This window comes from Ruegeria sp. YTSA075 (assembly GCF_059610245.1).
This window is the reverse complement of sequence record NZ_JBXWNG010000003.1, coordinates 475,234-497,158: the sequence shown is the minus strand read 5'-3', so window position 1 is coordinate 497,158 and position 21,925 is coordinate 475,234. Positions and strand designations below refer to the sequence as shown.

21 protein-coding genes and 1 pseudogene are annotated in these 21,925 nt (G+C 54.1%); 3 read left to right on the top strand and 19 right to left on the bottom strand.

What is annotated here, in order from left to right; translation table 11 throughout:
- Window positions 1-72 precede the first annotated feature (72 nt).
- A pseudogene (locus AC2FGE_RS08505) lies at window positions 73-797 on the top strand (IS5 family transposase).
- 200 nt (window positions 798-997) lie between these two features.
- On the opposite strand, the gene AC2FGE_RS08500 reads toward AC2FGE_RS08505, so the two are convergent.
- Genes AC2FGE_RS08500 through pobA form a run of 7 tightly spaced genes read right to left on the bottom strand, consistent with a single transcriptional unit; the run spans window position 998 to window position 6,712 of the window.
- Window positions 998-2,056: a 3-carboxy-cis,cis-muconate cycloisomerase gene (locus AC2FGE_RS08500; protein WP_496818762.1), complete on the bottom strand. Its 1,059-nt coding sequence runs from the start codon at window positions 2,054-2,056 to the stop codon at window positions 998-1,000.
- 39 nt (window positions 2,057-2,095) lie between these two features.
- The gene (locus tag AC2FGE_RS08495; protein WP_496818761.1) at window positions 2,096-2,935 is read right to left on the bottom strand and encodes a 3-oxoadipate:acetyl-CoA acetyltransferase; all 840 of its coding nucleotides are present in this window, start codon (window positions 2,933-2,935) and stop codon (window positions 2,096-2,098) included.
- 52 nt (window positions 2,936-2,987) lie between these two features.
- Entirely contained in the window at window positions 2,988-3,608 is a 621-nt protein-coding gene (gene pcaG / locus AC2FGE_RS08490; protein ID WP_496818760.1) for a protocatechuate 3,4-dioxygenase subunit alpha, read from the bottom strand.
- A complete protein-coding gene (pcaH, locus tag AC2FGE_RS08485) occupies window positions 3,608-4,336 on the bottom strand; it encodes a protocatechuate 3,4-dioxygenase subunit beta (protein WP_496818759.1) in 729 nt (242 codons plus the stop codon). Before pcaH ends, pcaG begins: the two co-directional genes overlap by 1 nt.
- A 47-nt stretch (window positions 4,337-4,383) precedes the next feature.
- Window positions 4,384-4,761 carry a 4-carboxymuconolactone decarboxylase gene (gene pcaC, locus AC2FGE_RS08480; RefSeq protein ID WP_171669725.1) on the bottom strand — a complete coding sequence of 126 codons (378 nt, stop codon included), beginning with the start codon at window positions 4,759-4,761 and terminating at the stop codon, window positions 4,384-4,386.
- Window positions 4,758-5,543, bottom strand: a complete 786-nt coding sequence (pcaD, locus tag AC2FGE_RS08475) for a 3-oxoadipate enol-lactonase (RefSeq protein WP_496818758.1) — start codon at window positions 5,541-5,543, stop codon at window positions 4,758-4,760. Before pcaD ends, pcaC begins: the two co-directional genes overlap by 4 nt.
- On the bottom strand, window positions 5,543-6,712 hold the full coding sequence (gene pobA, locus AC2FGE_RS08470; RefSeq protein WP_496818757.1) for a 4-hydroxybenzoate 3-monooxygenase: 1,170 nt from the start codon (window positions 6,710-6,712) through the stop codon (window positions 5,543-5,545). Before pobA ends, pcaD begins: the two co-directional genes overlap by 1 nt.
- A gap of 99 nt (window positions 6,713-6,811) precedes the next feature.
- Here pobA and pcaQ point away from each other — a divergent pair, with 99 nt between their 5' ends.
- A complete protein-coding gene (gene pcaQ / locus AC2FGE_RS08465) occupies window positions 6,812-7,735 on the top strand; it encodes a pca operon transcription factor PcaQ (RefSeq protein WP_171669722.1) in 924 nt (307 codons plus the stop codon).
- Here the strand turns inward: pcaQ and AC2FGE_RS08460 are convergent.
- The 12 genes from AC2FGE_RS08460 to AC2FGE_RS08405 form a co-directional block, all read right to left on the bottom strand.
- Window positions 7,732-9,015, bottom strand: coding sequence for a flavin-dependent oxidoreductase (locus tag AC2FGE_RS08460; RefSeq protein ID WP_496818756.1), 1,284 nt, complete (start codon window positions 9,013-9,015; stop codon window positions 7,732-7,734). The two genes, pcaQ and AC2FGE_RS08460, sit on opposite strands and share 4 nt — an antisense overlap.
- 70 nt (window positions 9,016-9,085) lie before the next feature.
- Window positions 9,086-10,615 (bottom strand): acyl-CoA dehydrogenase family protein, encoded by a 1,530-nt coding sequence (locus AC2FGE_RS08455; RefSeq protein WP_496818755.1) that lies wholly within the window; start codon window positions 10,613-10,615, stop codon window positions 9,086-9,088.
- Between the two features lie 99 nt (window positions 10,616-10,714).
- Window positions 10,715-11,179, bottom strand: a complete 465-nt coding sequence (locus AC2FGE_RS08450; RefSeq protein ID WP_496818754.1) for a DUF3237 domain-containing protein — start codon at window positions 11,177-11,179, stop codon at window positions 10,715-10,717.
- On the bottom strand, window positions 11,179-12,051 hold the full coding sequence (locus tag AC2FGE_RS08445; RefSeq protein ID WP_496818753.1) for an amidohydrolase family protein: 873 nt from the start codon (window positions 12,049-12,051) through the stop codon (window positions 11,179-11,181). The genes AC2FGE_RS08450 and AC2FGE_RS08445 overlap by 1 nt, the downstream gene beginning before the upstream one ends.
- A 15-nt stretch (window positions 12,052-12,066) precedes the next feature.
- On the bottom strand, window positions 12,067-13,884 hold the full coding sequence (locus AC2FGE_RS08440; RefSeq protein ID WP_496818752.1) for a feruloyl-CoA synthase: 1,818 nt from the start codon (window positions 13,882-13,884) through the stop codon (window positions 12,067-12,069).
- Between the two features lie 11 nt (window positions 13,885-13,895).
- Entirely contained in the window at window positions 13,896-14,369 is a 474-nt protein-coding gene (locus AC2FGE_RS08435; protein WP_171669716.1) for a MarR family winged helix-turn-helix transcriptional regulator, read from the bottom strand.
- A 4-nt stretch (window positions 14,370-14,373) separates the two neighbouring features.
- Window positions 14,374-15,141, bottom strand: a complete 768-nt coding sequence (locus AC2FGE_RS08430) for a crotonase/enoyl-CoA hydratase family protein (protein WP_475195700.1) — start codon at window positions 15,139-15,141, stop codon at window positions 14,374-14,376.
- 10 nt (window positions 15,142-15,151) lie between these two features.
- Window positions 15,152-15,916: an SDR family NAD(P)-dependent oxidoreductase gene (locus tag AC2FGE_RS08425; protein WP_496818751.1), complete on the bottom strand. Its 765-nt coding sequence runs from the start codon at window positions 15,914-15,916 to the stop codon at window positions 15,152-15,154.
- A gap of 92 nt (window positions 15,917-16,008) precedes the next feature.
- The gene (locus AC2FGE_RS08420) at window positions 16,009-17,322 is read right to left on the bottom strand and encodes a TRAP transporter large permease (RefSeq protein WP_496818749.1); all 1,314 of its coding nucleotides are present in this window, start codon (window positions 17,320-17,322) and stop codon (window positions 16,009-16,011) included.
- A complete protein-coding gene (locus AC2FGE_RS08415; protein WP_496818748.1) occupies window positions 17,319-17,903 on the bottom strand; it encodes a TRAP transporter small permease in 585 nt (194 codons plus the stop codon). Before AC2FGE_RS08415 ends, AC2FGE_RS08420 begins: the two co-directional genes overlap by 4 nt.
- A gap of 56 nt (window positions 17,904-17,959) precedes the next feature.
- Complete coding sequence (locus AC2FGE_RS08410) at window positions 17,960-18,997, bottom strand: TRAP transporter substrate-binding protein (protein WP_496818747.1); 1,038 nt, start codon at window positions 18,995-18,997, stop codon at window positions 17,960-17,962.
- 437 nt (window positions 18,998-19,434) lie between these two features.
- Window positions 19,435-19,863, bottom strand: coding sequence for a MarR family winged helix-turn-helix transcriptional regulator (locus AC2FGE_RS08405; RefSeq protein ID WP_496818746.1), 429 nt, complete (start codon window positions 19,861-19,863; stop codon window positions 19,435-19,437).
- A gap of 158 nt (window positions 19,864-20,021) precedes the next feature.
- On the opposite strand from AC2FGE_RS08405, the gene AC2FGE_RS08400 reads away from it, so the two are divergent.
- Window positions 20,022-21,920, top strand: a complete 1,899-nt coding sequence (locus AC2FGE_RS08400) for an FAD-dependent monooxygenase (RefSeq protein ID WP_496818781.1) — start codon at window positions 20,022-20,024, stop codon at window positions 21,918-21,920.
- The last annotated feature ends 5 nt before the right edge of the window (window positions 21,921-21,925 follow it).

The following is a 21,925-nucleotide window of genomic DNA, read 5'->3' as shown; positions in this document are numbered from 1 at the left end:
CTGACAAATATTGCGCCGCTCAGCCCTATTCACTGATGTTCGACCAGAATCTGCCTTCTGTCTTTGGCGCAGATGGCGCGCCTTTAGCCCTTCTTCCCAAAGCCTCACGGCAAACCCCGCTTCGATGACCGGCGTGTGTTGAGTGGAATAATCTATATCAATCGCAATGGCTGAAGGTGGCGCGAAGCGCCGAGTGAATACGGCCCACACAAGACGCCCTACAACCGCTGGAAACGATGGAGCGACAAGGGCGTCTTCGCCCGAATGATGGAGGGTCTGGCTGCCGAGCAAGGCGAGGAGCAGACTATGATGATCGACGCTACGTATCTAAAAGCTCACCGAACAGCGGTCAGCATAGGCGTGAAAAAGGGGAGCGTGGACGCCTGATTAGTCTAACCAATGGCGGCATGAACACCAAGCTGCACGCCATTTGCGACAGCCAGGGCCGACCGCTCAACTTGTTGGTCACCGCCGGTCAGGTCAGCGACTATATCGGCGCGCGGGCATTGTTGAGCAGCCTGCCGGAAGTCGATCGGCTTCTCGGTGATCGTAGTTGTGACGCCGACTGTTTCAGAGAAGCGTTGAAAGACAGAGGGATACGCGCCGGCATCCCTGGCCGGAAACAGCGGAAGAAACCAGTGAAGTACGACAAGCGTCGCTACAAGAGGCGCAACCGCATCGAGGTCATGTTCGGAAGGCTTAAGGATTGGCGGCGCGTAGCGACCCGATACGACAGCTGCCCGAAGGTCTTCCTATCAGCCGTCGCCCTCGCTACGCTCGTTATCTACTGGCTTTGAGTCCTGACCCTAGTAGTTGCTGATGCCGGGTGCAGTGAATGACCGCATTGAGCCTAAAACCAATGTTGTTTGATAGTAGTCGATTATCCTTTCGTCCCGAAGCCCGGTCCGCGTACGCTCGGGACGGCAACCCAGTCAGGTCGCTGGCGTTGGCGGGAGCCAGCGTTGGGGTTCTCGATACTGTGCAGTTTGTGAGCGCTTTAGCAGTGACCCAATGAATCAACACCGGTTAGTGTCGTTTGAACAACGCTCAGCGCTTTTCCAGTGGCTAAGATCATTTGCGGCAAGATCATCCATTCCAGCATCCAAGCTGCTCCAGACCGCTCTTGCTCGTGCACTAGTGCTTGGTGGATACCAGACAATTGTGTGGCGTTGAAGCGAGCGAGTGTTTCAAGCAGTTCGGCCTGCACGGGGTTCTGTTTGTGGGGCATGGCGGATGAACCTCCACCCCCGACGAGCTTGATTTCCGAGATGCCTTGCTGCGACATCAAGGCAAAGTCTTTTCCGATCTTGCCCAAGGACCCTGTTGTCAGGGACAACCAATTCGCAAACTCAGCAATTGTGCTTCGGTCCGTGTGCCAGCAGTTTGCGGGATTTGTTAGGCTAAGTTCATTCGCCATGTAAGCCGCAATTCTGTCTCCATCTAAGCCAAATGCCTTGCGATCACCGACCGGCCCGCCAAGCTGAAGGCTAAGCAGGGAGGACTTAAGTTGACCCAAACGAGACAAGTTCTGCGACAGCGGACGCCTCCAACTGCCCAACCTGTCCTTGACGGAAATGGGAAGTGCGGCTTGCATCCGCGTGCGACCCATAAGGGCGTTGTCGCCATGGTCTGTGATGAGTTGATCAATAGCTTGGATCGTCTGCCTGAGCCTCGACTGCATTAAATCACAAATCGGCTTGAGGCCCAGAACAAACGCCGTGTCGACTACGTCCTGCGATGTCATGCCATTGTGCAAGGCTGAATGGTATTCTTCGGAAAGCGTTTCACGTATTTGTTTCACCAAAGAGGGTAGAACCACGCCATCTTTTTGTGTGCCTGCGGCCAATTTGGGCAAATCGGGCGAAAACGCCGCAAGTGACGCAAGGACTGCGTCCACCGCCTGAGGCTCGGCTTGTCCAACATGCCCAAGCGCGCGCGCGTAGGCGGCCTCGACGGCAAGCATATATTTCAGCACTGTTTCGGCAGACAGCAGCGTTTCCACTTCGGCGTCGCCAAACAGACCGCCAAGCCAAGGATGGGAAAAAACATCAGGCATAGTGGGCGGTCTTTCTAGTTATTTTTGACGATCGAATGATTACACGATCTGGGGCGTTTTCAACCCCAGCATTTCACGGGCCTGTTGCCATGTTGCGACGGAGCGTTTGTACTTGTCACAGAGTTCTGCGGCACGTTTAACTAGTGCAGCATTCGACGGGGCAAGTGTATCGCGATCAAGGCGAACATTGTCTTCAAGACCCGTACGTGTATGCCCACCTGCCGCGATGGACCATTCATTCACGACGATCTGATTTGCCCCAATTCCTGCGGCACACCATTCAGCGTCGGGCGCACGGTCGGTCATGATCTTGACATAAAAATCAAAGACTTCTTTGTCGACCGGCATCGCGTTTTTTACACCCATGACAAACTGAACGTAGAGTTTGCCGGGCAAAGCGCCGGTTTTGTTCATATGAATGGCCTGCAGGATGTGGCTTAGATCAAAGGCTTCGATTTCCGGGGTGACCTCGTATTTGTGCATCTCTGATGATAGCCAGGCGACCAGATCAGGACTGTTGGGATAAATACGTGTCGGAAAGTTGACCGAGCCAACCGACAAGGACGCCATATCTGGACGCAGGGGCAGCATTCCGCCGCGTTCTTTTTCGGCACCTGAGCGGCCACCTGTCGAAAACTGGATGATCATGCCGGGGCAATGCTTTTCTAGCCCTTCTTTGAGACGCGCAAATTTTTCCGTGTCCGACGTGGGTGTCTGATCGTCGTTACGCACATGTGCATGGGCAATAGTTGCCCCCGCCTCAAAAGCTTCGTACGTGCTTTCGATCTGCTCTTCCACGGTGATTGGAACAGCCGGGTTGTTTTCCTTACGTGGCAGAGAGCCGGTGATGGCGCAGCAGATGATGCAGGGCTTGGTCATGATGGGCTTTCACTTTGGGTGCCCGCCAACCCATGGCTGGCGGATAAATCAGTCAGACGTCGAAGAAAACGGTTTCGTCTTCACCTTGCAGCTTGATGTCAAATCGATAGATGATCTGGCCATCACGTTCACTACGTTTGGCCAACAGGGTGGCACGGCGACGTTCCCATTCGATTACGTTGAGTACAGGATCTTCAGCATTGGCCTCAGCCTCATCTTCAAAATAGATGCGAGTATTCAGACCGACATTGATCCCGCGTGCAACCACCCACAGGTTGATATGGGGTGCCTGCTGTCCAACGTTGCGAGCGCGTGTCCGGCCCGGTTTGACCGTGTCAAAGGCCCATTCACCAGTTTCAAAATCGGTTATGACACGCCCCCATCCTCGAAAGCCGTCTTCGACGTCTCCTTCGTCTTCCGGGTGGGCGTAAACCCCGTCGGCATTGGCTTGCCAAGCTTCCAGCAAAACGTCTTTGATCGGGGAGCCGGTGCCATCGATCACGACACCTTCGATGCGGATGCGTTCCCCTTTGGCATTGGGGCCGGCGATGTCCCACCCTAGTTCTTGCTTGTAGATGTCAAACCCAGCAGCGCCCGGTGCCAGTCCAATATGGACGTAAGGGCCCGCGGTTTGAGACGGGGTCTCTTTCAGATAATTCAGTTCCTGAGGCATCAGTTCCCCTCCAGACGGTTTTCAAACAGGGTTGATCGGCGTCCACGAAGGATGATGTCGAACTTGTAGGCAATGGTATCAAGCGGGATGGTTGAGTTCATATCCAGCACGGCAACCAATTGCTCGATCGCATTCGGGTCGTGAATGGTGTTCACGATCGGGCATTTCGGGATCAGTGGATCACCTTCAAAGTAACACTGTGTGATCAGGCGTTGCGCGAAACCGCTGCCGAAGATCGACATATGGATATGCGCGGGGCGCCAGCTGTTCACCCAGTTGCGCCAGGGATATGCCCCGGGTTTCACCGTTCGGAAATAGTAGTAGCCATCTTGGTCCGTAATCGTGCGGCCACATCCCCCGAAATTTGGGTCGATCGGCGCCAGATAAGTATCTTTTTTGTGTCGATAGCGGCCACCCGCATTTGCCTGCCACATCTCGACTAGCGTATTCGGAACAGGGCGTCCGTTCTCATCCAGAACCCGGCCATGAAGGATTATCCGTTCACCAATCGCGCTTGCACCGGGTTGGGCGTAGTTGTAGATCAGGTCGGCATCCAACGGATCGACGTCATTGTGACCAAAGACCGGACCGGTGATTTCACTGACCGAATTCTGCAAGGAAATCAGCGAATATTGCGGTGAGCGCGCGACGCTGGTTTTATAATCCTTGGTGTAAGCGGGCGGGTGCCATTCTCGGTCTCTTTGGTAGAATTCGCCAGGCTTGTTCATCGGCGGTTCGCCTCCTTGGGCTGGGATGTTCAGCGCGTTTCCCAGTGTTATTCGTTTTCCATCTCTTGGTAAGTCTGTTTGGCAAGCTTCAGGGCATGATTGGCGCGCGGAACTCCAGCATAGATCGCGACATGCTGAAACGCTTCCAGAACATCCTGCTTGCTTGTCCCGGTCCGGGCCGTCGCGCGGATATGCATAGGTATTTCCTCAAAATTCCCTAGTGCTGCCAGCAAGGCGAGCGTCAGCATCGACCGTTCGCGATCACTGATACCGTCCGAAGCCCAAACGGTGCCCCATGCGCCTTCGGTGATCAAAGCTTGGAAGGGCTGGTCAAATTCGGTCTTGCCGTTTTCGACGTGATCAACATGCGTATCTCCAAGGATACTGCGGCGTACGGCCATACCTTTTTCGAAACGGTCGCTCATAGGCATGTCTCCTTCAGGAATGTGGTCAGGTGACCGGCAAAGGCCCCGGGTTGTTCCACGCAAGGCAGATGACCAGCGTTTTCGATTTCGACAAAACGGGAATCTGGCACAAGCTGCGTCATTGCGCGGACAAGCTCAGAAGGGCTGGCCCCATCTTCTCTGCCACCAATTCCCAGCACCGGCACCCGCAGTGTCGATGTTGACTCCGACAAATCCGTTTCGGCGATCGCGGCGCAGCAGCCGATATACCCTTCAACCGGCGTTCCAATCAGCATATTGCGCCAAGCCTCTGCTTCCGCAGTTGCAAGGAAATCCGATGCAAACCAGCGGTTGAGAATGGCATCGGCAAGGCTTTCGGTCCCGCTCATGCGGATGGCGCTGATACGATCCTGCCACATTTGGGCTTCGCCCATTTTGGTGGCTGTGTTCGATAGAACCAGTGCCTTGATCCTCTGAGGTCTTTGCGCTGCAAGGGATTGGCCTATCATACCACCGATAGACAGCCCGACAAACACACAGGTCGAGACTTCCAGATAGTCCAGCAATGCAGCTGTGTCATCCGTCAGATCCGCCATGCTGTATGGGGCTGGTGGGCAACTAGACAAGCCATGTCCGCGCTTGTCAAATCGTATGATCCGCAGACCATTCGGAAGACGCGACACGATCTTGTCCCAAAGACGCAAATCTGTACCCAACGAGTTTGCAAAGACAATGGGAAAACCATCTGGATCCCCATCCTCTTTCCAGTGCAAGCGCACAGTATTGAGGTCAGCCATTAACATCAGTATGGCAGTCCAACATAGTTCTGGGCAAAGACTGACTGGGCCTCGCGATTATCACGCAAGAAATTGACATCTGCCTGCTGCATTTTCAGGTCAAACGCGTTCTGCTTTGGGAAACGATGCAACAGATTTGTCGTGGACCAACTGAACCGTTCGGCTTTCCAGATGCGGGCAAGGGCTTTTTCCGAGTATCTGTCAATGCCATCGCTCTCGCCATCTTCGTAGAATTGACGCAATCCGTTGTAGAGGTAGTGAATATCGCTAGCGGCCGTGTTCAACCCTTTGGCGCCTGTTGGAGGTACGATATGAGCGGCATCGCCGCACAAAAACAAACGTCCCCAGCGCATCGGTTCAGTAACGAAAGACCGAAGGGGCGCGATGGATTTTTCGATCGAGTCTCCGGTCACGAGTTGATCAGCGAATTCATCCGGTATGCGACGCTTTAGTTCCTCCCAAAACGCAGTGTCCGTCCAATCATCGGGCGAATCCGAAAGCGAGCACTGAATGTAGTATCGGCTGAGGTTCTCGTTACGCATCGAGCACAGTGCGAAGCCGCGATCAGAACCAGAATAGATCAATTCTTCATGCACAGGAGGGGTTTCCGACAAAACGCCGAGCCAGCCAAAAGGATATAGTTTTTCGTACTCCTTGCGGACGGTTAGGGGGATGGTCTGGCGGCTGACTCCGTGGAACCCGTCACACCCCGCGATAAAATCGCAATCAAGCCGGTGTTCTGTGCCCTCAACTGAATAGGTCACATAAGGCGCTTCACCATCGGCATTATGGATACCGACGTTTTCAGAATTGAAGACAATTTTGCCATCCATCGCCTCGCGTGCGTCATACAGGTCGCGAGTTACCTCGGTCTGGCCGTACACGACGACATGTTTCCCGGTCAGTTCACTAAAGTTGATACCAAACTGCGTGTCTTCGTATGTGATGACCGTTCCATCATGAATGAAACTTTCCTTTTCCATCCGATCGGATACACCCGCCTCGCGCATCAGGTCTACAAAGCCTGTTTCAAGAATACCTGCGCGAATGCGACCTAGGACATAGTCCTTGGTCTTCCGTTCAAGCACCACAGATTCGATCCCTTTGCGGTGCAGCAACTGGCTGAGCAAAAGGCCAGACGGACCCCCTCCGATGATGGCGACCTGAGTGCGCATGAGCTCCTCCTCTTTCCCTGCTGAGACACATCTTGATTGCCAAGGATTGCAATGTAAAATGAAGATACGTTCGGTTTGGTTGTCGAAAGAGGAAAGTAAGTGATCGACAGGCGCATCAAGTTTCGCCACATTCAGTGTTTTGTTCAGATTTGTCGGGAACAAAGCCTCAAAGTTGCGGCCGAGAAACTGTTTCTGACCCAGCCAGCCATTTCAAAGACGCTGAAAGAGCTGGAAGAGATTATGGGTGCCACCCTGCTGGTGCGGAACCGATCAGGTGTGTCCCTAACAAGGCAGGGAGAGGTCTTTCTTCATTTCGCCGAAATGTCACTTGCAGCGATTCAGCAGGGTTTTACGGGCGTTGAACAGGTTGGGGCGCAGGGGAAAACACGATTGTCAGTCGGTGCGTTGCCTTCGGTCGCCGCGCGCCTGATGCCGGATGTAGCGACAGAATTTGCAGAACTGGCGCCGCAGACAAGTCTGCGAATTATGGACGGCCCACATGGATATCTGGTTGAAAGATTGCGGCTGGGAGATTTGGATCTTGTGATTGGCCGCTTGGGTCAGGCTGACACGATGCAGGGAATTTCGTTTACGCAGCTCTATGAAGAGAGGGTAGAATTTGTCGTCCGCGCCGGGCACCCGTTGTTGTCCAATCCCGATGTAAAACGTATTGGCGAGTGGCAAGTTATCTATCCCCCAGAAGGTTCTGCTATACGATCTCTGGTAGATCGGTTCCTTATTGCCCATGGTGTCGGCGAGATTGAGCAGCGTCTGGAGACCGTTTCGGGGGCCTTTGGGCGTGTTTACACACGCAGGACGGATGCGGTTTGGGTTATCTCGGCAGGGGTCGTAGCTAACGAAATCGCGGATGGCCACATGGTTGCTTTGCCTTTCGAAACATCCATTACGCGCGGCCCTGTGGGGTTGATGCATCGGCCGGATGACATTCTGTCTCCGCAGGCTCAGGTGTTCAGCCTTGCAGTAAACAACGTGCTGGATCGGTTAGGGTTGAAATCGAGTTAGCAGGGAACCTGGGCGCCCTCTGCAATGGTCGGAGGCGCATCATTCAATGCATCCCGCGCAAAACCAGCAGCGGCCTTGTATTTGGCCATGAATGTAGCACGTTCGTCCGCTGGGATAACGTCGTCGATGCTATCGAAGTCTCCCCCACAGCGGTCATTGACTATGTTCAACAGCCCAAAAGGCCCGGCCCCACGATTGCGTAGGATCAATTGGGAAACAGGTTCGCACAGTGTTTTGTTATAGTCTGCAAGCGCGTCCAGGTTCAGGCCATGCTCCAAGAATTTTGCGCCAAGCGTTCGCGCATCAATGATGGCTTGGCTGGCCCCGTTCGAGCCGGTCGGATACATCGCGTGTGCTGCATCACCCATCAAGGCAACCGGACCGTCCACCCAGCTTGGGATAGGATCGCGATCGATCATCGGGTTTTCGTATGTGGCATCTGCATTGCGTATCAGTTCGGGCACGTCGAGCCAGTCATATCTCCATCTGTCAAAGTGATGGGCGAAATCCTCGGTGCCTACCTGTCTGAACCATCCGGTGGTCTCGTGGTCAGTAGGATCATCATATGTGACTTCGGCAATCCAGTTGATCAGGGCCATCCCGGTTTTGGGATCAGGATGCGAGATCGGGTATATCACCATCCGGTGCTTATGCGTGCCAAGCCCAACAAAGGATGAGCCCGTTCGTATGGGTTGCGCCAAGGTCGTCCCGCGCCACATGATGGCCCCGCCCCAATGGACCGGAGGTTGTTCGGGGTGCATCTGAGCCCGAATTGCTGAATGGATACCGTCTGCACCGATCAAAACGGTTCCGGTTTCCCGGATTTCTCCGGCATCGGTCTTCAGTATGGCCGTGACGCTTCCATCCGGGTTGATCTCGTATCCTGTGGCCCGTGCGCCCAGACGAACATACGCGGCCCCAGCGCGTTCAACAAAACAGCGATACAGGGCCATGTGGAACTCGCCACGATGAACGGCGTATTGGGGCCAATGGTACCCCGCATAGGTTCCACGGGGTTCGGCGTAGATCTCTTGTCCTTTAAGACCCAATAGCGCCCATTCTTGTGCGGGGACTCCAAACCGATCAAGATCTTCTGGTGCAATCCCAAGGTCAAAAAGCTCACGCACCGCGTTGGGTTGTAGATTGATTCCGACGCCCAACGGTTTCAATGTGCGTACGCTTTCAAACACCACACATTCCACCCCGATCTGATGCAGGGTCAGCGCAAGAGAGAGTCCTCCAATTCCGCCGCCAGCGATGAGTACGCGTCGATCAGTCATGCTGCGTTAGCCTTTTCTGAGGAGTCGTCTGGTGAAAGCGTTTAGTTCCGCTGTTTATCGGTGCCAAACGTCAACCGCAGATCCGCGCGATCCGTTCCGGTTCAGGATGGTGCTCTGCAGCGATACACAAACGGGCACGCAGACAGGCCAGTAAGGTTTCGGTGGTCGCCTGCATGAATGAATGGGCAAGTCCGGATGGATCACTTCTAGACAGCTCTGCGCGGCCCTGTCGCCAGATTTCATAAGTTAAAGTGATTTTGGAAGATTGCCATCTAGCGCTCTCTTTCTCAACAAATGCTTCAAAGGCATCACCTGCCGGTCCTTGGGCGAGTCGTGTCGCCAGCATGCGCGCATGTATTCCGTTGGCCCCCTCATAGATTGTCGTGACCCGTGCATCGCGATAGGTCTGTTCGATCCGATACTCGCGCAGATAGCCATAACCCCCTAAAACCTGCATTCCCAGTTCTGCAGCGCGCGTACCTGCCTCGGTGCAATAGACCTTGGTAACGGGCGTCAAAAACTCGACCAGGTCAGGATTGCTGCCATCTTCCAGCGTGACGAAGGCAAGATGCGCCATTGCCCGACCGCTGATTGCCAGCCAGTCAATTTCGTCCAGCATGCGGCGCACGTCTGCATGTTGCTCCAATGTGACCTCAGCCCCGTCTGAACCCCGCCCCTGAATGCGTTCGGCTGCATAGTTGCTGGCTATGTCATAGGCGCGCGCGGCATGGGCAACCCCCTGCAGGGCAACATCTGCGCGGGCATGGTTCATCATCGTGAACATTGCCGTCAGGCCCTGACCTTCTTGCCCGATCAACTCAGCCTGCGCCTCGTCGAACGCCAACTGACAGGTGGGAGAGGCGTGAAGCCCCATTTTCTCTTCAATCCGGGTCACGCTGACCGCATTTCGGCTGCCATCGGGCAGGGTGCAGGGGCAAAGAAACAGCGATAAGCCTTTGACACCATCATTAGAGGTGCGTGCAAGAACCAGATGTAGAATCCGCTTGCTGATGTTCTGATCCCCGCCCGAAATAAAGATCTTCTCGCCCGTGATGGACCAGCATTCGTTACTCTGTTCCGCTTTGCATCTTACGCGTGAAAGATCAGATCCCGCACCAGGTTCGGTCAGACACATCGTCGCCAGCGTTTCCCCGGAGGCAAGCGGCGGCAGGTGGCGGTTTTTCTGATCTTCGGTGCCAAAGCGCAGCAGCGTTCGCGCCGCGCCGGGGACAAGACCCGTCACCATCTGCATGCTGTGATTGGCGCCGGAAAAGATCTCGGACGTGATCGCGAGCATCAGCGCGTCCATGCCCTGACCGCCATAGGATTCGGGCACAGTCAACGACGGCCAACCCTGTTCTGCATAAGCGGCGTAGGCGGCACCAAATCCATCGGGCATCGAGACGCGACCGTTGCGCAGCGCGCATCCCTGCATATCACCGGGTTCGTCCAAGGGCGCAATTTCGCCTTCGGCGAAAGCTGCGAAATGCCCCCCGATCTCGGAGGCAAATTCGCTATCCCAGTTAGCCAAGGCGCCTGCCTCGGCAATGTGGTTGAGCGAAAACATAATGTCTTCAAGAGGGGCCTGGTACGGTTTCATTCAGTGTCTCCAATACGGAAGAACGTCAGGTATCATTCGTTCTAGGATGGGACCGGTGCTGCTGTTCCCATCTTCTTGATTTCGGTGGCTTAGGGCGGGTTAGCAAACCCGGTGATAGGCGATTTCCACGGCATGAGACAGGCGGATTCCAGCGCAGATGAACAGGGTATTGTTCACCCAGCGGTATCGTTCGTCGCCGGTTTCCAGACGAGCAGCGGTACGCATGTAATACTGCGCAGGGTCCACATCTTCACCCTTGGCAAGGCGGTCCATGACTTCGGCTGGTCCGTGCCGCGTGCCGATGTTGACGATTTCGATTACAGCGCCGTCTCTGGTGCGCAGGGCATATCGCGTGTCCAAATGGGTTGCGCCGTCTTCGAATATCGTTTGCCAGTCAGCGCCGAGGTTTAGAACGTCACCTGTAATGTCAGGTCCCAGCGCCGCACCCCCAACAATTGGGATGATGCGGCGTTGACCAGCCCGTCCCTGCCCAAGCGAAAGGGGTGAGGACAGCTCGACCCGAAGGGTAAAGCTATATTCGAGAGTAGGGACGGGGATCTGCATTAGTCCATCAGCCCTAGCAGGCGTGCGGCATTGTTCTTGATAATGTCCTCGCGCAGGTGGTTCTTGATATCGATTGCTTCGAAATCAGCCAACCAGCGTTCCGGCGTGATCATTGGCCAGTCCGAGCCGAACAGCACCTTTTTCCTGAGGATCGAATTGCAATACCGCACGAGGATCGGGGGGAAGTATTTTGGCGACCAGCCCGACAGGTCGACATAAACGTTGGGCTTGTGCTGCGCGACTGAAAGCGCCTCTTCCTGCCAAGGGAAGGACGGGTGCGCCATAATGATCTTCATGTCCGGGAAGTCGACGGCAACATCGTCAAGAAACATGGGGTGCGAGAATTTCAGGCGCATCCCATTGCCTCCAGGCATGCCGCTGCCGACACCGGTCTGTCCAGTGTGGAACAGGCCAATGCAACCATGCTCTGCCAACAAATCATAAAACGGATATGCCATACGGTCATTGGGATAAAAGCCCTGCATCGTCGGATGAAATTTGAACCCCTTGACGCCGTGGTCTTCGATCAAACGGCGGGCTTCGCGCACTGCCATTTTGCCTTTCCAGGGATCAATTGATGCAAAGGGGATCAGGATATCGCTGTTGCGGCTTACCTGCTCAAGCACTTCGTCATTCGAAAAGCGGCGATAGCCGGTTTCGCGTTCGGCATCGACCGGAAAGATCACCGCTGCGACGTTCTGCGCGCGAAAATGAGCTGCCGTTTCATCAATGGTCGGTTGCACGATCTTGGCGTTGAAGTATTTCGCCATGGCCGCTTGCAGGTCATCATAGCCATCGTCGCTGTGGCACCCGCAAGGTTCTTCGGCATGCGTATGAATATCGATTGCGCGGACTTTGGAGATATCAACCATATCCGTGTTCCTTTCTTAGATCGAAACAGTCACTGGATCGGCATTGTCGTACAGCCGTTCCAACAGGTCTTTGCGTCTTGTAAGCACCTTTCGGAAATTGAGGTTTCCCTTGGCCGTCATCTCGCCTTCGGGCATCGAAGCGGGCTCACTAAGAACGATCGCGCGCGAGATCAGCGTCGAACTGCCCGAGATTTCCCGCGCCCGTTCAGCAAGACGGCGATGGATTTCCCCTTGCAGCAATTTGCAGACATAGGCGCCATCCTGGTCTTTCACATCAAACCCTTCGCGTTTCAGCTCAGCCACGTCTGGGAAAATCATCACGCCGATCTGATCCCGGTCGGCTCCAGTTATCACCAGATCGGTCGCCAGCGGCGCAAGGCAGGTCAGCATATCCATACGCAACTGGGCTGCACGGACCCATGTACCGGTCAACAGTTTGAAGTCTTCTGAAATGCGGCCGTCAAACTTCATGCCTTTGTTGACGTCATTCTTGTCGATGAACTGCATTGCGTCGCCAGTGATAAAGAAACCTTCTTCGTCAAAAGCGTCTTTGGTCTTGTCAGGTGCTTTAAAATACCCCGGCATCAGGTTCGGGCCTTTGACCCGCATTTCACAACGCATGTCTTCATCGGGGATAAGTTTGAGCGTCACACCGTTCATGGGCACGCCAACAATGCCCGACCGATCGATCGGTTCGCTTTGCATCATAGTGGCGGGGGCCGTTTCGGTTAGCCCCCAGGACGATGTCATCAGGGGAATTTCACCCTTGACCTCCATGGCCATGCTCTCGAAGCCCGTCCAGATTTCCTGTGGAAGAGACGCGCCAGCGTAGAATACAAGATCGAGGTCCTGGAAAAAGCGTTTGCGGAGATCGGTATCGTTCTGCAGCGCGCCCAGCAACATGGAATACCCGACAGGGACGTTAAAGCTGAGTGTACCTGTTACCATCGACAGGTTTTCAAGCGTGCGGTCGAACAGGCCTTTGACCGGTTTGCCATCGTCGATATAAAAGCTGCCCCCATTGGCGAGCATCATGTTGAAGTTGTGTGATCCGCCAAACACATGGTTCCATGGCAGCCAATCGACAACGCGCGGCGGCCGGGTGCGCAAAAAGGGTAGGGCGTCTGCCAACATAGTCTGGTTGACGCACATCATACGTTGGGTGGTCATGACGCCTTTGGGTGCCGAGGTTGATCCACTGGTCATCAGAATCTTGGCTACACTTTCAGGGCCAACTTTGGCGTAGGCGGCTTCCAGATCAACGCTTGCATCACCCTTCAGCAGCTCCTCGAACGGAGTCACATTGGGTTTTTGTCCCGTGCGCGAGGCGATAATCTCGATACCGTCGAGCGCATCCAGAGCCAATGCTTCGCCATATTGATCCGCATCGATGACATACGCCATCTTTGGGCCCACCAGTTCGATCGCGTGTCGCAGTCGACCATGTGCTCCGTGGATCAGTGAATATTGTTCGGCCACCGGCGCTGTAGGTATGCCCACATATTGTGCTGCCAATGACAGCAGCCCGTGGTCAACACCGTTGCCCGACATGATGATAATCGGGGTGTCAGGACCCATGCCGCGCGCCAGCAATGCGCTGGCGATTGCGCGAACTTTTTGCAAGGTGCTCGCATAGCTTTCCTCGCGCCAGCCTGCGCCGCTGCGTTCTGCGATGAAGGTGCGGTCCGGTACCTTCTTTGCCCAGTCCTGCAGCCAGACGCCGGTCTTCTCAACAACCGGGCCCAATGCATAGTTGGAACGCAGCAGGATGGTGCCGTCGGGCCGGTCTTCGCGAGCAACCGAGTGGGCCAGAAACTCTGAGGTGCGTTTCAATTTCCTGTCTCCTATCTGGATTTCTCGATCGCTTTCATCGCGGTCAAAACAGTGTCGAGTGTGTCTTGATCGATTCCGCGCAGCAGCTGTTTTTCATGTGCAGAAACTGCGGCAACTGCCTTGTTGTAAAGCTGCCGACCGGCCAGCGTCGCCTTGAGAGCGTAGGCGCGGCGGTCGGTCGGCACGCGGTCGCGCACGATCAACTCGCGGCGTTCCAGCTCGTCGATGATGACCACAAGGTTTGGGCGTTCGATGTCCATCGCATCAGCCAGCTGAGACTGGCGCAGGCCAGGGTTGTCGACGATCATAACCAGCGCGGTGTAGGTCAACATACGCAGATCAAAGGGCTTTAGCGTTCGGGTTAGATCGTTTTGGACAACGTTGAAGGCACGTTTCATGTGGTAGCCGATAAAGCCACGCAACGTGCTATCGTCGACGTCTATGACTTCAGCGGCTTCAGTTGTGGAAGATACAGTTTTTTTCATCGTCCTACCTGAAGTTTGGGGCGCGCTTTTCAAGGAAAGCGTTTAAGCCCTCCTGTGCGTCGGGAGTGGTTTGTGAGAGGGCAGCGGCAAGAGATTCTGTGTACAGCCCATCGGCCTGAGACATGTCGTTGATCCGGGAGATCGATTGAACCATCAGATAGTTTGACAAGGGGGCGTTGCGGGAAATCTTACCGGCCAGTGTTCGCGCCAACTCCATCGCCGTTCCATCTGCGACTGAGTAATGCGCAAGGCCCAATGAAAGCCCTTCGTCCGCACCGTATTTGCGACCGGTGAGCATCATCTCGGTCATGCGATCCGGTCCTAACAGGCGACCAACGCGCGCCGTGGCGCCACCGCCAACAAAGATACCACGCCGACCCTCGGGAAGCTGAAAAATGGTGGATGCTTCTGCAATTCTAACATGCGTAGACGCGGCCATCTCCAAGCCGCCACCGATGACAGCGCCGAACATTGCCGAGACTGTGATCAGCCCCCCAAACTGGATCTTCTCCATGACTGTATGCCAGTGGCGCGAATGATGCAGGTTGTCTTCGGCGGAGCGGTGGACATGCTCGGACAAATCCAGACCCGAACAATAGTGGCCCTCCACGCCAGTCAGGATAACAACGCGAACATCTGCGGGTGGATCGAAGTAGAAGGCTTGTAGCGCCTCCAAAAGCTCTTCGCACATTGCATTGCGTTTGCCCGGACGATTCATGGTCAAAGTCGCGATCGGGCCTTCGACCTGGATATCGAGAATGGGTTCAGACATAGGGGGCTCCTTAACGAGGCGGCAGACGCACTGCACCATCCAGACGTATTGTGGTTCCGTTCAAGAAAGGATTTTCAACGATTTGTTCGGCCAGCAACGCGAATTCATCGGGTTCACCAAGACGGGCTGGAAAGGGAATGTTCGCAGTGATTTTTGCTGCAATATCCTCGGGCAGACCCTCCATCATCGGCGTGTGGAATAATCCTGGTGCTATCGCCATGACGCGAATGCCGTTTTGGGCAAACTCGCGTGCAGCGGGCAGACACATCGAGGCAATCGCGCCTTTCGACGCTGCATAGGCTGCTTGGCCCAATTGACCATCTTGCCATGCAACCGAGGCCGTATTGATGATCACGCCACGTTCGCCGTCGGATGGCGGTTCCAAATCGAGCATGCGTTTGGCCGCATAGCTCATGACGTTATAGGTGCCGAACAGGTTCACGCGCAGGGTTTTCTCAAAGACATCGAATGAGAGTTTCCCTTTACGCCCAACTATGCGTGCGGCCATGCCAACACCGGCACAACTGACTGCGATGCGAGGCGCAGAGCCTAGGGTCCCAGTGACTGTGTCAAATGAAGCGGCAACTGCAGCTTCATCGGCAACATCCGTTTGTACGGCAACACCATCAATCTCCTGCGCGACCTGGCGAGCCGCTTCGATGTTGAAATCCAGGATGGCAACCTTTGCGCCCTGGGAAGCAAAGCGACGCGCGGTGGCTGCTCCCAGACCGCTACCACCCCCGGTGACCAGAGCAACATTTCCGCTTAAGTGCATAAGGGAACCTCCATTTTTGTATGATCAATCATTGTTTTGTCTCATATCTATTTTTTTGGATAGACGGCGCACCGTTTACTAAGTTGTTTCGTTTATGGAATTAGAAAGAGCGTGATGGCGGGGAAAAGCACCAAAATGATGACCCGGACAATGTCAGAAGTGACGAACCACATTACAGCCTTGTAGGTTTCAACCATTGGGGTGCTGCGATCCATTGCGTTGATGATAAAGAGGTTCATCCCAACTGGAGGCGTGATTAGTCCGACCTCCACAACAATTAGAACCAATATCCCAAACCAAATGGCGACATGTTCGGGACTCATTCCAAAATCTAGAACGCTGATGACCGGAAAGAAGATCGGGATCGTCAGCAGAATCATTGAAAGGCTATCCATTAGGCAGCCAAAGACCAGGTAGAACGCTAGGATCAAGGTTAGTACCATCCACGGGCTCAGACCCAGGCCAACTACCCAATTGGAAAGCTCCTGAGGCACCTGAGTCAACGCAAGGAAGCTGTTGTAAAGGCCCGCGCCTAACACAATGAAAAAGATCATTGCGGTGCTGGTTGCCGTAGCAATGATGCTTTCCACAAAGACTTTCCAGTTCAAATTGCCCGAGACCAGAGCGATCAACCCTGTACCCGCAGCCCCTACTGCAGCGCCTTCTGTGGGTGTAAACCAACCCAGATAGATTCCCCCCACCACAAGGCCGAACACCAAAAGTACAGGCCATACATCCAAAAGCGCGCGCATGCGCTCTGCATATGGGATGGCCTCACGCGTTCCAGCAGCGTCAGGGTACAGCCGGACGTAAATTGAGATTGTGATTATATAACCGATCGCGGCCAGAATGCCTGGTACAAAGGCTGCAAGGAACAGCTTTGCGATGTTTTGTTCGGTCAGTATTGCGTAGATTACAAGGATCACTGATGGCGGGATGAGAATCCCCAGGGTACCACCGGCCGCCAGCGTCGCAGTCGAGAAACCACCAGAATAACCATACTGACGAAGCTCTGGTAAGGCGACCCGGCTCATGGTTGCTGCTGTCGCCAGCGATGATCCGCAAATTGCACCAAATCCGGCGCATGCACCGACTGCGGCCATCGCAACGCCACCCTTGCGATGCCCAAGCCAGCTTTCGGCCGCTTTGAATAGGGCCGACGACATGCCGGAAAGGGTGGCAAATTGGCCCATCAACAAAAACATCGGGATGATGGTCAGCGAGTAACTGGAGAACGTCGAATAGGTTTCGGTCTTTAGCTTGGCCATGAACATATTGGTTCCGCCCATAGCAAAAAAAAGTCCGCCGATACCGCATAGAAACATCGCAAGGCCAATCGGCGCGCGCAGAAAAATCATAGTCAGAAGGATTGGAAAGGACAGGTAGCCCAACTCAAGCATGCTCAATGCACTGCCTCCCCGGCATAAGGCAGTATGTGACGCCCGGTAACCAATTCAACGACTCGCGCGATGGCGCAGTAGATGGCAACCATTGAGGCGACGACAGCAGCGAGGAAGCTCAGCCCATAGGCCCACCACACCGGGAATTGCAAAAGGAAGGTGGTTTCACCGTAGGCCATCTTGCTTTCCATTCCGACGTACAAACGCCATGTTATAAGAACGATCACGGCTGTGAGGACCAATTCCCAGAAGGTAACTAGGGCCTTGTTTGCTTTGATTGGAAGTGCGTTTGTGAATACATCGACCGTCGCGTGGCTGCTGTAGAGCTGGCATATCGGCAAAAAAGCAAAGATCGAAAAGGCGACACCGGCCTCCACTAGCTCAAAGTCCCCGTTTAGTGGACCAACACCTGTCGCAATTAGTGCACTGGCAGCAGAGTCAGAGATGGATTTCAAAAACTCTGAATGACCAAGCGTATTCAGCCCGCGTCCGATGACGCTGACGCATGTCAACACGACTAACAGGGTTAGGACCAGTCCACCTGTGATGGCCATGAAGCGCGCAAAGCGTTCCACCAATCTCTGCATGTTGATCTCCGGATAAGTATCCCCAGAGCTTTAGATCGCTCTGGGGAGGAAGTCGCTTAGTTCGAGTGTTGCTCGATCAGTTCAAGCGCTCGGGAACGGAGGCCAGTACCGTCCATTCCTTTTTCGTCCATTTCGGCAATCCAGGCATCAGTGGTGGGCTGCGCGGCAGCTTTCCACTCGGCAACCTGTTCTGGCGACAACGTTATTATATTATTGCCGCGATCCACGGCCTGCTGTCGTGGGCCTTCGTCGTCCATTTGCATTTGTTTGCCAGCAAATGCCGAGAACTCAAGGCCAGAGTTTGCATCAATGATTGCTTTCAGGTCGTCAGGCAGAGCATCCCAGCGGTCCTTGTTCATCGCGAAGATGAAGGTCGTTGTGTAAAGCGAGTCATCGCCAAAGGTGGTGTGGTTGTCGACCAGCTCATTCACTTTTAGGGCACCGGTGACCTCCCAAGGGATGACTGTGGCGTCGATTACCCCTTTGGACAGTGCTTCAGGAACCGCTGGGACGGGCATGCCGACCGGCGTCGCTCCCAGCGAGCCAAACATACCATTGGTCACGCGCGTCGGTGCGCGAAGTTTGACACCATTTAAGTCTCCTACACTTTCAATTGGCTTCTTTGAGTGGATCAAACCTGGTCCATGTACCCAGAGACCAAGAACCTTCAATTGCTTGAAGTCTTCATCCATCATCGTCTCTTCCGCTAATTCCCAATACGCACGGGACATGGCTTCGGCATTTGTCATGGTAAAAGGCAGCTCAAATACCTCGGTGCGCGGGAATCGACCCGGCGTGTATCCCGCAACAGTCCAGACGATGTCCGCCACTCCGTCGATGGCCTGATCAATCAGTTCAGGGGGTTTCCCGCCGAGCTGCATGGCCGGGAAGCGCTGGATTTCGATGCGCCCGTCGGATTCGGCTTCGATCTTATCCGCCCAGACATCGAGAATGTTTTTGGGAACATTTGCCTGCGCGGGCAGGAATTGATGCATGCGCAAAGTAACGTCTGCCGCGAATGCACTCGTGGTCATGGCGCTAAAGGCAATTGCAGCTACCGCAGTCTTGAGAATGCTTCTGCGAGTGTTCTTCATGGTCTCCTCCCTTGATGACCTCAAAGCCGTTGTGTCATCGACAGCAATTGGCCTCTATAATGGTTATATCGCATAATAATATGCGTCTATATTTTCATTTTTTCATTTTTTCGTTTCTTGCAGTTGGCATTGGCTGGGATGCAGTGTGTCTGATTCTTGCGCGAATCAATAACAGTGCATTGCTTTTTGTATGGCTTTTAGGCGCCGGGTGAGCCGGTACTAAATCTGCTTAGATCTCCACCAACCCTCGCAGACAGCAAGCTATGCCCGCAATATGAACTCCTCCAGAAAGCAGTTTGCCTGTACATTCCCAAAAGGTAAATTGATGATTTATAGGTTATGGTTTCCAATTTTGGAAACTATACCGCGGTTTTCCAAGGGGTGATCGGGATTTAAAGCTGGTTCGCTAAGTGCAGCATCAGCATCAATTTGGCGATCTAGGCCTTATCTTCTCGCAGGGCGGTTTCAATCAACTTTAGAAGTACACCACGGCTTACGTCATCCAGCCCGTCCAAAATGTCATTTTGAAGATTGCTTACGACTGGAAGCGCCTTTTGAAAAAGCTCATGGCCTGCTTCTGTCAGTCGCACTTCGCGTGCACGTCGGTCTACGGTGCTTACTGTGCGTACTACCAATCCCTTCTTCTCAAGCCGATCGATAACGCCTCCGATGGTGGCGCGATCATAAGCAATGAGAGTCGCGATCTGAGCCTGATCTAATCCGGGTACTGAGCGAATGGCGTCCATTGCTGAAAACTGGACAGGCGTTAGATCCAACCCTTCTTGTTGAAGTTTGGACGCAAAAACCTGTGTGGACTTCTGGTGCAAACGCCGGATCAGGTGTCCGGCCATGCGAGTCGCTTTCATAGAGGCCTCAAAGGTTGGGTCTTCTGGTTTCGGCAGTCTCCTGCAGAAATATGCAGGATGCAATAAGATATGTATGCATATTGTTTTGCATTTTTTATTTAATAAGTATACATACTACTTTGGACTTTCGTTCGATGTGCACAGTAAGGGGGATGACGATGCAATTTTACCTGGACGGCTTTCGTGGTGGTGACCCAGACATAAAAAATGCGTCGCTCAGGCGGCGAGACCGGTCAGAGCACGCTCCGCTACCCGAAAAGGTTGATGTTCTTATCGCTGGAACCGGACCTGCAGGATTGTGCCTATCGGCGCAGCTGTCGCAGTTTCCCGAAATCGAAACCATGATCGTGGAACGTGATCCGTGTAATATCAACAAAGGTAAAGCCGACGGCATCAATGTCCGCACCATGGAAATGTTTCAGGCCTTTGGAATTGCCGAGACAATCAAGCGAGAAAGTTACTGGGTCAATCAAACCAGCTTCTGGATGCCTGATCCTGAGAGGCCAGAAAACATCATGCGCATTGGGCGTGTTCAGGACGTGGCGGATGACTCGTCGGAAATGCCCCATATCTTGATAAATCAAGCGCGCTTGCATCAGTTGTTTTTGAATGTGATGGCAAATTCGCCTTCCCGATTGGCACCAGACTACAGCTGGTCTGTAAAAGACGTGCAAATCGATACGAGCATCGATGACTACCCGGTTACCGTCACGCTTGAAGATACGGGTGTAGATTGGGGGCAAACCCGCAAGGTGCGCGCAAAATACGTTGTCGGCTGTGATGGAGCGCGATCCAACGTGCGCCGTGCCATAGGTGGGAAACTAAACGGTGACGCGGCGCATCAAGCCTGGGGTGTTATGGATATACTGGCGAATACGGACTTTCCGGATGTGCGTCAGAAATGTTTGATCACTTCAGCGAGTGAGGGAAACATACTCATCCTACCGCGCGAAGGTGGTTATCTTTTCCGCATGTATGTCGAGTTGGAAAAGTTGCGAGAAGATGAGCGGGTGGCCGAACGAGGATTTGATGAAGCAGACATGATCGCGGCGGCCAATCGGATAATGAACCCTTACACAGTCGATGTGAAAGAAGTCGTCTGGTGGTCCATATATGAGATTGGCCATCGTATAACCGACCGGTTTGATGATGTCCCCGAGAGCGAAGCTGTAACGCGAACCCCACGTGTCTTTACCGCTGGGGACGCGTGCCACACTCATAGCCCCAAAGCAGGTCAGGGGATGAATGTGTCAATGCAAGATGCTTTCAATCTTGGCTGGAAGCTGGCGCATGTGTTGCAGGGGCGTTGTTCTCCCAGCTTGCTGCATTCCTATTCCGCCGAACGTTGGGTCGAAGCAAAGCGATTGGTTGAAACCGACCACGCATGGGCCCGCATCATGTCAGCACCACCTGGTCAAAGTGAGCTCGACGACGGTGATGAGCCTCGTTTTGTTCGGGCCTTCAAAGAGAACCTTGAGTTCACGGGTGGTCTGGCTGTGATATATGACCAATCCAAGCTTATCGGAGCACCGACCCATCAAGCTCTTGCAGCGGGTCAGGTGATTGGAAAAAGGTTCCATTCTGCTCCAGTGGTGCGGGTGTCGGATGCCAAACAAATGCAACTGGGTCACGTTGCATTGGCGGATGGCCGGTGGCGGATCTATGCGTTCGCTGGCCGCGATCACGAGCCCATCTACCAACTTGCCGAATGGATGGAGCAGAACGAGAATTCGCCTGTCACGAAAAACATCCGACCGGAAGAATGCGCCGATGCCCTAATCGACCTGCGCGTGGTATTTCAGGAAACCTTTGACCAACTTACCTACGAGGAAATGCCATCGCAGCTTAAGCCTAAAAAAGGCAAACTTGGGTTGCAGGATCACGAGAAAGTTTTTTGTGTCGATCACAAAGGGCAGGGTGACATCTACGAAATGCGCGCGATCAATCGCGTTGATGGGTGCACTATAATCGTGCGTCCCGACCAATATGTCGCCAATGTCCTACCTCTAGCAGATTGGGACTCTCTAGCTCGTTTCTTTGAAGAGATTTACGGTTAGACACC